The following is a 12,555-nucleotide window of genomic DNA, read 5'->3' on the forward strand; positions in this document are numbered from 1 at the left end:
TGCACGCAGTATGCGTAGGCGTGGAGATCTCGGTGCTGGATATTCTGAAAGGACGCCGTGCGAGCGGAACCGAAGGTTCCGATGTCGGTCTTGGGACGATCCGCAAGCCGGTCATCGGCTTGGCACTCGGCGGCGGTGCGGCGCGCGGCTTTGCCCATATCGGCGTGCTCCGAACCCTGATGGCGCACGGCATCGTGCCCGACGTCGTGGTCGGCACCTCGATCGGGGCCGTGGTCGGCGGTGCCTATGCGGCCGGCCAGCTCGATACCCTGGAGGAATGGGCGCGCAGCCTGCAGATGCGCAACATCCTCGGCTATCTCGACATCCGCCTCAACGGCTCCGGCCTGATCGGCGGCGAGAAGCTCGCCGCCCAGCTCGAAGCCTCGCTCGGCCGCGTCACCATCGAGGAGCTGCCGATGAAGGTCGCAACCGTGGCGACCGAAATCCGCACCGGTCACGAGATCTGGCTGACCCATGGCAGCCTGGTCGATGCGATGCGCGCCTCCTACGCCCTGCCCGGCATCTTCGCGCCGGTCCTGATCGGCGACCGCTGGCTGGTCGACGGCGCCATGGTGAACCCGGTGCCGGTGTCGGCGGCGCGCGCGCTCGGCGCCGAGATCGTGATCGCCGCCAACCTGTCCAGCGACGTGTTCACGCATTCGACGACGATCTACTCGCATGGCCAGCCGGTCGAGGTGCCGGAGACGGTGATGGAGAGCGCGCCGCCCAAGCGCCGCTTCGGCAGGCTGTTCTCGCCGGAGCGCGCGGTGAAGCGGCAGTTCTTCGGCGGCGGCGGCCGGCCGGGCATCTCGTCGGTGATGGTCGATGCCTTCAACATCATGCAGGACCGCATCACCCGCGCACGTCTCGCCGGCGATCCGCCGGACCTTCTGATCTCGCCGCGCGTCGGCCAGATCGGCTGGTTCGACTTCCACCGCGCGGCCGACCTCATCGCGTTCGGCACCAGGGCGGCCGAACGTGCGCTGGATTCGATCCAGGAGACCATCGGCCAGGCGACCGGCACGGTGACGCCGACCGGCGGCGGAGCGACTACGCCGTCTTGATGTACTGACGCAGGGCTTCCTGCTCGGTCTCGTATTCCTGGACGCGCCACTTCACGACGTCGCCGATCGAGATCAGGCCGACGACGACGCCGCCCTCGATCACCGGCAGATGGCGGAACTTGCCGTTCGTCATCACTTCCATGATCGAGGCGACGGTATCCGCCGGCTTGCAGCTCACCACCCGCCGCGTCATCACGTTCGACACCGGCTCGGTCAACGCCGAGGCGCCGCGCTCGCCGAGCGCGCGGACGATGTCGCGCTCGGATAGGATGCCCTCCATCCGGGAGCCCGACATCACCAGCACCGCGCCGATCTTGCGGTCAGCGAGCCGCTTGGCGGCCTCGGCGAGTGTGGTCTGGGACTCGACGCTCTCGACCTGATGGCCCTTGATGTCGAGGATCGCACGTACTGTCATTGCTCGTCTCCTTCAGGGGCCGGTGTGCCTTCTTGAGCGAGGCGTCGTTGCGGCCGATGCTTCCAGCGATCGTCAGTCAAGCGAGTCTTCAATCAACAGTCTGGCAACGCAACGGATCCAATCCTCCCGATCACGCCTTGGTTGCATTGCACTCGGCAGGCTGGCCTGCGCGGCACAAAATGGCCTGCTTTCGTTCATCCGGAATCGTGCTCCGGTTGCAGTGGACGCAAATGATGAATGAAATCACCCGCGCTCGCAAGCGCAGGATTGCGGCAACTAACGGTCGACCACGTCGGACGGTAACGCAGGCGCAGCATCGTCACGTACATGCGGGGTGGGATCGAACAGCGCAAACAGGATCAGGCCGGCGATGAAGCCGCCGATATGAGCCTGCCAGGCGACGTCGGCGCCCTCGGCGCCGGGCGTGATGCCGCCGATGCCGAACACGATGTTGACGCCGAACCACACTGCCAGAAAGCCGAGGACGCGCGGATTGCGCAGCGCACGCGACAGCGACAACGCCGGAACCCTGGCCGCCGCCTCGGCATCGCCGCGAGTGAACGACAGGAAGCTGCCGCTCACGAAGGCAAAGCGCATCGCGGCCGCCATGGTGCCGGACACCGAGGCCGAGGCGCCGATCATCGGCGCCAGCGCGTGCTCATGGGTGAGCAGATGCGCCAGCGCACCGGCCGCCGCCGTCACCGCCATGAACAGATAGAACCGGGCCGCCCCGAAGCGGCGCGCGAGCGCGCTGCCGAATGGCAGCAGCCACAGCACGTTGAAGCCGATATGCGCCAGATTGGCGTGCAGCAGCGAATAGCTGACGAAGGTCCAGATCTTGGCCGGCGTGCCGCCGGGAAACGCCCCGTCCATCAGGGTCTGGTCGTATCGTTTCGGGACGAAGGCGAACAGGTCGATGATCCAGCCGTTCCACTCGTCCGGCAACAGCACGCGCAGATGGATCACCGCGATCAGCAGGATGTAGGCGGTCAGTGCGACCGGCAGATTGAGGATCGGCTCCCGCGCCTGCTGGAGCGGCGGATCCTGCGTGAGGTCTGACGAGGAGGAATCCAACGGAACGCACGCCTTCGACGAGAGGAACAGATCCGTCAGATAGGCGGCTTTGGCCGGCCTGTGCAAGCGCACGGCGGCAGAGTTGATGTGCGGCGCGGTGGCAGCGGTGGAGAAAGGGCGGCGGATCCGCAAAAAGAACGAGGGAGGGTCCTGAGAAAACCCTCCCTCCGAGACTTGCCGGCCTCTGCCGCGTCCGGAGCGCCCGGGTTTGTTTTCCCCACCCCGCCCCGTCGCGACGACCAGACTTGTTTGACGCCGCCTGCGTGTACCTCACCGTATCGCGGCGGGCCTTCCACCGTCCGGCCGCGATCTGATGAACGCATTGTTAACGATCGCTCGGCGGCCGCCAAGCTCATCGTTAATTTAACCTTAACGCGCGGAAGGCCGGGGGAAAGCCGGCACGATCGCACCATCGGCATGGACGCTGCACCGCCCCTCCTGCGAAAACAAACCAGGGAGGCGCCTGGACGAAAGCGGGACAGCAATGTCCTCCGTGACGTCGAGGGCGCGAGGGATCACCGAGATGAAACATCCGTCCAATCGCGAGCTCTTCGCCTATTGGAACGACAGGCGCGGCCATGCCAAGGCGCCGGAGCGCTGCGACTTCGAGCCGTCGGCCGTGCGCGAGCTGCTCGGCGACATCTTCGTCTTGTCCTGCGACGCCGACAGCGGCTTTCCGTTCCGCATGGCCGGCACGCGGCTGTGCGCCCTGCTCGGCGGCGACGTCAAGGACAGGAGCTTCCCGGCGCAGTTCGCGCCCGCCAGCCGCCGCGAGATCGAAGAGATCACGATGGTCGTGTGCGAGGAGACGCTGCCGGCGATCGCCGGCGTCAAGGCGCAGGGACCGGATCGCACGACGGCGCATTTCGAGCTGCTGCTGCTGCCGTTCGCGACGCGCGCGCACGAGCCGATCAGCCTGACCGGCCTGCTCGCCCCGTTCGAGACGCCGCGAGGCGCGCTCGGACCGCTGGAGATGGTGTCATGGCGCTACATCCATCCGCCGGCCGAGCCGATCGTGCCGCGCGCGCTGCGCAAGCTCGCGCTCGCCCGCGGCTTGATGGTGTATGAGGGCCTGCGCTGACTACGGCTCGCGTAGTTAGGACTTCTGTGCAGAAGCAACCGCAAATACTCCAATTGCGTTACCGCTAGCGGATTGTTGTAAGGGCCGAGAGTTTCGCCTGGAACCTTTCGCGCACCTTCTCTGCCCCGCTCTTCGGGTCTTTGGCTATGAGTGCGTTGACGACGACGAGGCCCTTGCGATAGGCGTCGACGGCGTCTTGCAGGGAGCGGTCATCTTTTCCCGGCTCGCTCTGCTCGCGCGCGGCGTCACCGATGCGCTCGTAGCCTTCCGCCAGCTCAAGTTGACGCTTGCTATCGTCGGGAAACCTTCCCGCGAGCTGCAGCCGGATTTGCAGACCGGCATCATATTCCTTGAGCGCGTTTACGAAGTCGTGCTGCCTTCGCCAGGCGCTCCCAAGCCTATCGTGTGTGTCGGCTACGTCGCGCGTCCATGCCACTTTATTGAGGTCCTTTGCGGTGATCTCCTCGCGAATTGCCAGGGCACTGCGGTATCTTTCGATCGCGCCCGCCGGGTCCTGCTCTGCCACCGAATCGCCGATGATGACGTATTGCCGGGCGAGGCGAATTTTCCAGTCGACCTTGTCGGGATCGTCGCGGGCGAGGCCGGCTGAGAGGTCGACTGCCATCTGGAAGTACTTCAGTGCGTCGTCGAGCTGGTCTTGCATCTTGTGCACTCGGCCGATCTGCTCGTAGATCCTCGACAAATTGGATCGATAGATGTTGTTTTTCGGCTCCCTGCGGACCAGGGCTTCCCGTATCGTCATTGCCTGCTCGTATTCCGCCAGAGCTTCCTTCGGACGATCGTGCGCAGCAAGGACATCGCCGATCCGGGTCCGAGCATCCGCCACGGCCTTCTGCGCATCCGGATCGTTCGGGTCCTGAGCCAGGAGAGCGGTGCCAATCGCAAGGGATTTCCGGTACCAATCCAGAGCCCCCTTCCAGTCCGTATTCAGGAGGCTGTCCGCAATCTTGTTCTCGACGAATGCGATTCTTGGGCGCGCTGCGCCGTCCGCGGGGTTCTTGTCAGCCAGCCGCTGCGCAATCCGTAGCGCGTAATCAAGTTCCGCTGCGGATCGCTTCAGGTCACGGCCCTCGAAGGCGTCTCCGAGGCGGAACGCAACCTCATAACGCAGCTTCTTCCACTCGTCGTTCTCGGCGTCGTTCTCGAGGAGCTGGTCAGCGAGGTCTTTGGCCTCTTCGACTTGTGTTAAGGCAGCGTCATGTGCTCCAACCAGCAGGTACACATCCGAGAACTTCGTCAGCAGCTTGGCGCGATACTCCATGACTTCCGGCCGATTCTCGACGGCACCGAAGATCTTCTCGGCGCCGCGCAGCAGCCGTTCAGCACTCGAAACCTGGATTGCGCCGGTATTGAGCTGATCCTGAATTACATCGAGCACGCTCCCGACGACGGAAAATGCACTTTTCGCGCTCCGCAGCGCGGATTGCTCCTCCAAATCCGCCTTTCGCCAGCCCCACACCGCAAAAACGAGCAAGGCCGCCATGACAATCAGCGCGCCGTTCCTGGCGCGGGAATATCGTCGCGCCTGCAGCTCGTTGTGGGCCCGACTGGCCGCCACGAGCTCCTTGAGCTCCGGCGCGCCCTCCATGTAGGACGCCGCGTCGTCCAGAGCGGCGCCGGAGAGCAGATAACCGGCGTCGAAGCCGGATGCCTGCCAGCGCTGCGCCGTCGCGATGAGCTGCAGCTTCGCCTTGGAGCGGTTCCGCTCGTCCTGCAGCCAGTCGCGCAATCGCGGCCAGCCGTCGATCAGCGCGCTGTGGGCCAGATCGAAGCGATCGTCGTCCCAGCCGACGCCTGGACTACGCCGGATGAGCTCGGCATCCACATATCGCTCCAGAACATGGTCGACGCGACCGGCAGGCGCGATCTGCACCAGAACGTCCCGCCGCACCCGGCGGCGGATGAACCCCTCCACGTCGGGCTGCACCAGTTGCAGGAAGACGCACCTCGCGGCCGCCTGGTCGTCAGACGTCAGACCGGCGTAAATCGCTTCTGCCGTACGGATCAGAGCGTCTCGCGGCTTGCCCACCTTATGATAGGCTTCCCAGGTGATGCGGTTGCGCTCGCGCTGGTCCCACAGCCTTCCAAGGGCAAATTGCAGCATGGCCAGCGCGCCCGCATCGCCGGCAACACTCTTGGCGAGGTCCTCGACGATTCCCTCGTCGAACTTGAGCCCGACCGTGGTGGCCGCGCTCTCGATGATGTGCTGCACTTCGGCAGCGTTGGGCGGCGCAAGCGAGAAGCGCGCGGCCGGGTTCTCCCCGAGTGACTTGAGCGCGGCGAGCTGAAGCGCCGGTTGCTGGTACCGCTCCTCGATAATGAGGATGGTCCGGTCCGGCTGGCCACGCGCTCCGACCAGTGCCTGAACAAAGCCCTCCCTCGTCTTCTCGTCCGAGCAGATCGTAAAGATCTGCTCGAGCTGATCGACAACCATGATAACGGGCCTCCCCGGAAATACGCCGTCGAGCAGGGCGCCAAAAAGCTCTGGCGAACGTTCGAGCTTCTGCTTCTGCTCGGTGATCCATGTTTCGAGTTTGGGTAATGCGGGATTGGCAGCCGCCTCATATATGCTCGTGAGCAACGCGGCGAACGGATCTGCTCTCGGAACTACGACCAGAACGAGCGGGCTCTTGCCTTCCCCGACAATCTGCGACTTCATCCTTGGGATGGCGCCGGCCATTACAATCGATGTCTTGCCGCTTCCCATCGGGCCGGTGACGAGCACTACTCGCTGTTCGCGAAGCTGCTCCAGAAGTCTTCGGACAGCCTCCTCGCGCCCGAAAAAGCGCCCTGCGTCGCCTTCGTCGAACGGGTTCAACCCTATGTAGGGATTGGCGGCGCTGGTGAGGTCCGGGGCGTGCGATGGGTCGAAGGGGGCGAGGGCGGGCAGCGTGGCAGAGAGAGCCTCCCGATCGCCGGCCGAAAACTGATACGACGTCCAGTAGGTAATGATGTTCTGGGCAGCCTCGCGGTCGGCCGGCGAATCTATCCATCGTCCCGCCGCCTGCGCCCGATCGACGAACTTATGGACGTCGGCAAGCAGATCTTGGTCGTTCTCTCGATCGCGGGCCGCGCGCATCAACGCGATGTGTTCGGCGCGCAATTCGGTTAGCGAGGTGAATGTTGACGGCACCGGTCCTGAGGCTTCCGGCGCAACTTGGTGATCTTTCGACATGGCTCACACCTTGTCAGACAGTTCTCGCAAAGGCTCACGGATCTTCAGGATGTCTCCACACTGCGCCTTGAGATCTCGATCGACATTGAAGAAGTGAAGAAGCGCCGTATCGCGGAATAGTTTGAAATTTCTGCGCAGCGTGCCGAAATTGGTAACGTGGCTGGCGATCGTCTCGTCGACCCGGCTGGCGTACTCCTTGGCATCCTTCGCCCAGTCCGCTTCAGCCTGCGTGGATGCGATCTCGTCGACGCGCGACTTGATCGCCGGCCAGAATTCCTTGAACAGGTCGAGCGATTCCGGTGTGTTCTTTTCGATGTTGTCTTCGGCCTCCCAGAAATCCTTCTCGATTCTCTGCCATTTGTCGTGTTCCGCAACCCGGCTACTCAGTTGCGACTTGATGTTCCTCAAAGATGCGATCGCCTCTTGAAGGTCGGCAGCCGACGCATCCCCTGCCGGTTTGGCGGCGACAGCATTGGCGAGGATTTCGCTCAGCTCTCTCAACGGGAGCTCTTCGGCATATCGGTTGAGCGATGCATTGACCCTGCTCTGTTCGGAGACGATCACGCTCCGAAACGGGAACACCGCAGTGATCACATCGTGCGTATCCTCGTCGCGAACGGCCTTCCGCAATTTCGGAATCGCCGATTCGAGCTCCTCTATCCAGCCCCGCACATGCGTCCGATCGGCGCCGACCTCCGGGAGCAGTTCGGCCGCCTCGCGCACGCGGCTGCAGATTTTCGCGAGGTCGATGACGTGTTGTTGGAGCCCGAACGATGCTTGCGGATCGCGCCCCAGTTCCTTGGCACAATCGATGATCTCGCGGTAATGTCGCAATTGGATGTCGTGCAGGCAATCGTGCAGCTCCTTGTAATGAAAAAGAGCGTCGATTCTGCTGCTGACCTGGTCGAGCGTTTTGCGCGAGGCGGCGACGACGGAGCGTATCCCGGCGTCCTCCTCGACTTCCCGACGCAGGCTATTGATCCCGGTGTTGAGTGTCTTGACGCTGGCCGGGGTGGAAATGCGATCGAGGTGCTCGTCGACAACCCTCTGAAGGGCCTCGTTGGACTGTTGATCCTCCCAGTTCTTGATGCCATTGAGCAGGTCGAGAAGCCGGCCGTCCCCTTCGACCATATCCAGGAGATCGAGGACGATGTTCGGTTTCGGCTGATCCCAGGACAGTCGATTGAAAACGACTTTGCCCATCGTCGTGCGAACCAGGATCTTCAGATCGTTCATGTTGAACGCATCGCAGATGCCATGGAGCAGCTTCTTGTCCAAGAGAGAGTCCGCCCCTTTCGCGGAGCCGGCAGCGTCTGTCTCGACCATGGCCTCTACGCCCTTTCACTTGAAGCGAAGCGGACCCGGCGCATCATGGCGCCTCGAACTCGATCTTGCCTGCAAGCCGCTGGCGGATCATTCCAATCGGAATGCCCTGATTGAATTTCGGCGAGCCCCAGGCAGGGTCGCCCATGTGATGCATCGCAACCAGCGACCATTCCATATTGAAGCACGGGGACCCCGATGAGCCTCGGTCGCTGTTAGTGGCATAGCGAACCCGTGTGCCGTTGCCGTTCACGCCGAGCACAGCTTGCGTGTCCACGGCGAGCTTCAAAGGGCTCCCGTCCGGATGCTGGGCTATCAGCAGCGGCATGTCGATCTCAAGTGGCGGCTGTGTCTTGGGCATTGCGATCCAGCGCCGTCGCGGGGCACCGGAGCCGGCGTTCTTGTCGATCGGTTCGTTGCCGATGGATCGCGCCAAGCGGGCGAGTACGAAATCGAGTTCGTCGACCGCTGGAAGATCTCGGTCCGGCTGACCTTCGGCCTCGGCCTGGCTGTAACGCGCGAAGTCGATGCGCCAATCTGAATCGTGCAGCGGCACGACAACTCCTTCCGAGCGCGAGCCATCGGTGAGAACCTTGTAATCAAAATGGCAGGCGATCGCGGCCGGACGTGCCGTCCCCTCGATCGCGGACTCGAGCACGTGATAGTTGGTCAGGATGAGATCCGGTCCGATCAAGAAGCCGGTCCCCATCGCGTTGCCGTCAAACTCAATGCGGCAAACTTGGCCCTCGATCTGTGCCATGCATCCCCGCCACACGCCCATATCGAAGGTCTTAAGTCGCGGACGCACGATCGCTTCGAGGCCGCTTGCGGTGGCACGCTCGGGCGCCGCGGTGACGGACTTGCCCGCGTTCTGTACCGACATCGTCGGCGCCATGCCGAACTTCTCGTAGAGGCGTCGTATCTTCTCGTGGTCAGGCTTCGTAAGATACGCAGCGCGGGCCAAATCGACGACGATCGTCGCGCCCTTTCGCTCCGCCCAGTCGATCAGTTGAAACGCCACGTAGTTGTTCGGACCGGGTGTAACAATGTCTTCCAGCCGTTCGTTTAATCGAACGCGGACCATCATCTCCAATTCTCTAGGATTGAACGCTGCGACAAGCGCTTCCTGGAACTCGCCGAAATCGATGCCCGGTATCATCGCACCAGATCCTGCGCGAACTGAGGTGCCCGCCCGGCCGACGACCGGCACACGACGTCTCGTTGAAGCCGATGGGCTCGTCATCTCGGTGCCCCTCATTGCTCCACAGAACAATGTGCTGCGCTCAAGCTCTACTTTCAAGAGTATTGTTGACCGTATGTAACCTCCCGCTGAAGTCACCGGAGGGACGGGAGGCCGCCAGATCCGGTCTGGAGAGTGTGGATCTTGTCGCGACGACCTCTGGTCGCATCGCATGCGGGCCACGCGATCGGGGCTACGTCCCGCGCCTCACCGCGAGCCGGTCAGCGGGGTGAGCAGACTGCCGTCGGAAGCGAACGCGGCGACGTGATCCGAGATGACGAACGAAGTAAGATCGCGCCCGACGACAAGCGGGCCCTGATAGGCCGTGCGCGTGCGCGCGACCAGCGCATCCTCCGGCACGTCCTGGACCGGCTTCACGGTCGCAAACACGATGTGCGAGTAGACTGCGAGCTTCGGCTTCGCCTCGCTGAAGATCCTGCCGGCCTCCTCGGGCGAGGTGTGGTGGTCCTCGATGGCGCGGTAGTTCGGGTAGGATTTCAGCAGCTCCGGATCGATGACGGCGACCTCATGGATCAGAAGATCGGCCCCCTTCGCCGCCTTCTCCACCCGCGGATCGGGCTTGGTGTCTCCGGACAGCACGACCTTCTTGCCGTCGAACTCGACGACATAGCCGAGCGCCGGCTTGATCTTCTCGCCGTGATTGACCTCGATGGCGCTGACCCTGACGCCGTTACGCTCGTAGACGACGCCCGGCCCGATATCGGCCGCGGCGAAGGCGACGCCTTCGGGCGGATAGTGCTCGTCATCGATGCGGATGCGGATGTCCTCGGAGAAGGCTTTGGTGAGATTCTCCGTCATCGCCACTGTTCCCTTCGGTCCGAACACGACCATCGGCCCCTTGCGCGAGGCCCAGGGCGTGCCGATCCATCCGCTCAGCCACATGTCCGGCAGCCCCACCACGTGATCGGAATGCAGATGGGTGAGGAAATGCGCGGTGACGCTGCCGAGCGGGATGTTCTTCTGGAACAGGCGGATCGTGGAGCCGCGTCCGAGGTCGAACAGCAGCCGCTCCGGCCCGGCCTCGATCAGGGTGGAGGCGCTGAAGCTCGACAGGCGCGGCGTCGGCGTGCCCGTCCCGAGCAGGGTCACCTTCATCTCGGCCGCCGCGGCCGGCGACGATCCAACCGCTGCGCAGACCACGACTGCCACGGCTCCCAACCAACTCCGCATGAACGTCTCTCCCGTCTTCACTGGTGTCATTGGCGCGATGCCGCGCCTGCCCATTCTATCAGCTCGTCAAAGGCCGTGGCAGCGTGCTGCAGGAGCACAACGTAACGCTGAATTAACCGTGCAGGACTTAGTTTCAACACTGGATCATCCGGCGCGCTAAGAGCCGGCTTTGAGTGGCGAAACATGGCGTTGCCGAACAAAAAACTCTCTCTTCCGGCCGCCGAGGAGCGCCGCCGTTTCCAGCGGGTCAAGGTCCACCTGCTCGGCCGCTACATGCTGCCGGACCGCCGTGAGTTTCCCTGCCAGGTGATCAACATGTCGCCGGGCGGCCTCGCGCTGCTCGCGCCGGGCATCGGCAATGTCGGCGACCGCGTGATCGCCTATCTCGACCATATCGGCCGCGTCGAAGGCAAGATCACCCGCATCATCGACAACGGTTTTGCGATGACGATCGGCGCCACCGCGCGCAAGCGCGACAAGCTCGCCGCGCAGCTGACCTGGCTCGCCAACCGCGACATCCTCAACCTGCCGGAGGATCGCCGCCACGACCGTATCATTCCGCGCAACCCGATCGCGGTGCTGACGCTCGAGGACGGCACCAAGATGACCTGCCGCATCATCGACATGTCGCTGTCGGGCGCGGCGATCGCGGCCGAGACCCGGCCGCCGCTGAAATCGCAGGTCATGCTCGGCCGCGTGCAGGCGCGCGTGGTGCGAAATCTCGAAGGCGGCTTCGCGATCGAGTTCCTGCACGCCCAGATCGCCGAAACGCTCGAAGACAGCGTTACCGCGCGGTAAAGCCGCAAGCCTCTGAAATCCCGCAACTTCACGGAGCACACGGCGTCCGCCACCGCGGGCGCCGTGTGGCGTTCGGCCAGCGCACAGGTGGTCCGGCGCGGTTAATGGCTGGCGGGCAAAGCGCGGCAGACCCTGCAACGGCAGCGGTTCCCGGCTTAATGCCGCGCATTCGATTCAACCCCGAACGATTCAAATTTTAGCTAAGTTCGATTCAAGTGAAAGTCGAATAAGCCCTTTGTTTTACTTGGATTTGCGTCAAATCCATCGTGGCGATTTAGCGGCAGCGAAAAATCTTTATGAGACACATGGTCCCAACGAAAACGGGGGGCCAAAAATGGTCAAGCGGACGGGACAGGCAAAAGGGTGGGCGGTCGCAGCCTTCCTGATGGCGATGGGCGGGATGGCGCATGCCGGCGATGACCGGGTGCTCTATGCGAGCCTTGGCGACACCGCACGGGCGCCGATCGGCTGGGTCGAGTTCTGCACCGAGACGCCCGAGGAATGCCGCGGCGGCGCGTCGCAGCCCCGCGACATCGTGCTGTCCCAGACCGCCTGGCGCGATCTGCTAAAGGTCAATCGCTGGGTCAACGAGAACGTCAAGCCCATCACCGACATGGACCATTGGGGCGTGGTCGAGAAATGGTCGCTGCCGACGGACGGCTACGGCGACTGCGAGGATTACGTGCTGCTGAAGCGCAAGCTGCTGATCGATGCCGGCTGGCCCCGCGAGGCGCTGCTGATCACGGTGGTGCGCGACAAGAAGGGTGAAGGACACGCCGTCCTCACCGTGAAGACCGACAAGGGCGAATACGTGCTCGACAATCAGAACGAGAGCGTCGTCGCCTGGACCGAGACCGGCTACCGCTTCGTCAAGCGGCAGTCGCAGGGCGATCCCAACGTCTGGGTCTCGCTCGGCGACGGTCGCCCGGCAGTGGCCACCGCCAGCGCAAGAGAACGCTAAGGCGTCCGCGAACGCTGATCAGAGAGGCGAGACACGAATTCGAGTTACGCGACCCGGTCACATCCCCACCCCTCCCCGTCCCAGACCGGTTCGCGCGCGGCCAGGCCTCCCCCAAGGCCTGGCCGCAACTTTTTTGAGCCAGCCGAAGTTCACGAAAACCGCTTGAATTCCACGGCTTGGCAGCACCGTTCCGGTCCCGCTCGCCGATCCCC

10 protein-coding genes are annotated in these 12,555 nt (G+C 63.6%); 4 read left to right on the top strand and 6 right to left on the bottom strand.

Annotation, left to right across the window (positions count from 1 at the left end; all coding sequences use genetic code 11):
- Nucleotides 1-32: 32 nt before the first annotated feature.
- Nucleotides 33-1,064 carry a patatin-like phospholipase family protein gene (locus QX121_RS07220; RefSeq protein ID WP_315811533.1) on the top strand — a complete coding sequence of 344 codons (1,032 nt, stop codon included), beginning with the start codon at nucleotides 33-35 and terminating at the stop codon, nucleotides 1,062-1,064.
- Here QX121_RS07220 and QX121_RS07225 read toward each other — a convergent pair.
- Together QX121_RS07225 and QX121_RS07230 are read right to left on the bottom strand one after the other, a co-directional pair.
- Entirely contained in the window at nucleotides 1,051-1,479 is a 429-nt protein-coding gene (locus QX121_RS07225; protein ID WP_315737503.1) for a CBS domain-containing protein, read from the bottom strand. The genes QX121_RS07220 and QX121_RS07225 overlap by 14 nt on opposite strands.
- A gap of 276 nt (nucleotides 1,480-1,755) precedes the next feature.
- Nucleotides 1,756-2,553 (bottom strand): rhomboid family intramembrane serine protease, encoded by a 798-nt coding sequence (locus QX121_RS07230; protein WP_315811629.1) that lies wholly within the window; start codon nucleotides 2,551-2,553, stop codon nucleotides 1,756-1,758.
- 523 nt (nucleotides 2,554-3,076) lie between these two features.
- On the opposite strand from QX121_RS07230, the gene QX121_RS07235 reads away from it, so the two are divergent.
- Complete coding sequence (locus QX121_RS07235; RefSeq protein WP_315737502.1) at nucleotides 3,077-3,634, top strand: PAS domain-containing protein; 558 nt, start codon at nucleotides 3,077-3,079, stop codon at nucleotides 3,632-3,634.
- 64 nt (nucleotides 3,635-3,698) lie between these two features.
- Here QX121_RS07235 and QX121_RS07240 read toward each other — a convergent pair whose 3' ends face one another.
- The 4 genes from QX121_RS07240 to QX121_RS07255 all read right to left on the bottom strand — a co-directional run bounded on the left by QX121_RS07240 (nucleotide 3,699) and on the right by QX121_RS07255 (nucleotide 10,584).
- Nucleotides 3,699-6,830, bottom strand: a complete 3,132-nt coding sequence (locus QX121_RS07240) for a tetratricopeptide repeat protein (RefSeq protein WP_315737501.1) — start codon at nucleotides 6,828-6,830, stop codon at nucleotides 3,699-3,701.
- 3 nt (nucleotides 6,831-6,833) lie between these two features.
- Nucleotides 6,834-8,108, bottom strand: a complete 1,275-nt coding sequence (locus tag QX121_RS07245) for a hypothetical protein (protein WP_315771090.1) — start codon at nucleotides 8,106-8,108, stop codon at nucleotides 6,834-6,836.
- A 91-nt stretch (nucleotides 8,109-8,199) separates the two neighbouring features.
- On the bottom strand, nucleotides 8,200-9,312 hold the full coding sequence (locus tag QX121_RS07250) for a trypsin-like peptidase domain-containing protein (protein ID WP_315776690.1): 1,113 nt from the start codon (nucleotides 9,310-9,312) through the stop codon (nucleotides 8,200-8,202).
- Between the two features lie 288 nt (nucleotides 9,313-9,600).
- Nucleotides 9,601-10,584, bottom strand: a complete 984-nt coding sequence (locus QX121_RS07255) for an MBL fold metallo-hydrolase (protein WP_315811534.1) — start codon at nucleotides 10,582-10,584, stop codon at nucleotides 9,601-9,603.
- A 183-nt stretch (nucleotides 10,585-10,767) separates the two neighbouring features.
- On the opposite strand from QX121_RS07255, the gene QX121_RS07260 reads away from it, so the two are divergent.
- Nucleotides 10,768-11,382: a PilZ domain-containing protein gene (locus QX121_RS07260; protein ID WP_315737497.1), complete on the top strand. Its 615-nt coding sequence runs from the start codon at nucleotides 10,768-10,770 to the stop codon at nucleotides 11,380-11,382.
- A 334-nt stretch (nucleotides 11,383-11,716) separates the two neighbouring features.
- Nucleotides 11,717-12,343, top strand: a complete 627-nt coding sequence (locus QX121_RS07265; RefSeq protein ID WP_315737496.1) for a transglutaminase-like cysteine peptidase — start codon at nucleotides 11,717-11,719, stop codon at nucleotides 12,341-12,343.
- Nucleotides 12,344-12,555: the final 212 nt, after the last annotated feature.

The sequence above is a fragment of the Bradyrhizobium sp. SZCCHNR2028 genome, assembly GCF_032380995.1.
In the GTDB taxonomy this organism is placed as follows: domain Bacteria; phylum Pseudomonadota; class Alphaproteobacteria; order Rhizobiales; family Xanthobacteraceae; genus Bradyrhizobium.

Coding starts and splice junctions, on each gene's coding strand:
- QX121_RS07265 (WP_315737496.1), top strand. CDS start 11,717: ATGGTCAAGCGGACGGGACAGGCAAAAGGGTGGGCGGTCGCAGCCTTC.
- QX121_RS07240 (WP_315737501.1), bottom strand. CDS start 6,830: ATGTCGAAAGATCACCAAGTTGCGCCGGAAGCCTCAGGACCGGTGCCG.
- QX121_RS07250 (WP_315776690.1), bottom strand. CDS start 9,312: ATGATACCGGGCATCGATTTCGGCGAGTTCCAGGAAGCGCTTGTCGCA.
- QX121_RS07235 (WP_315737502.1), top strand. CDS start 3,077: ATGAAACATCCGTCCAATCGCGAGCTCTTCGCCTATTGGAACGACAGG.
- QX121_RS07225 (WP_315737503.1), bottom strand. CDS start 1,479: ATGACAGTACGTGCGATCCTCGACATCAAGGGCCATCAGGTCGAGAGC.
- QX121_RS07260 (WP_315737497.1), top strand. CDS start 10,768: ATGGCGTTGCCGAACAAAAAACTCTCTCTTCCGGCCGCCGAGGAGCGC.
- QX121_RS07255 (WP_315811534.1), bottom strand. CDS start 10,584: ATGCGGAGTTGGTTGGGAGCCGTGGCAGTCGTGGTCTGCGCAGCGGTT.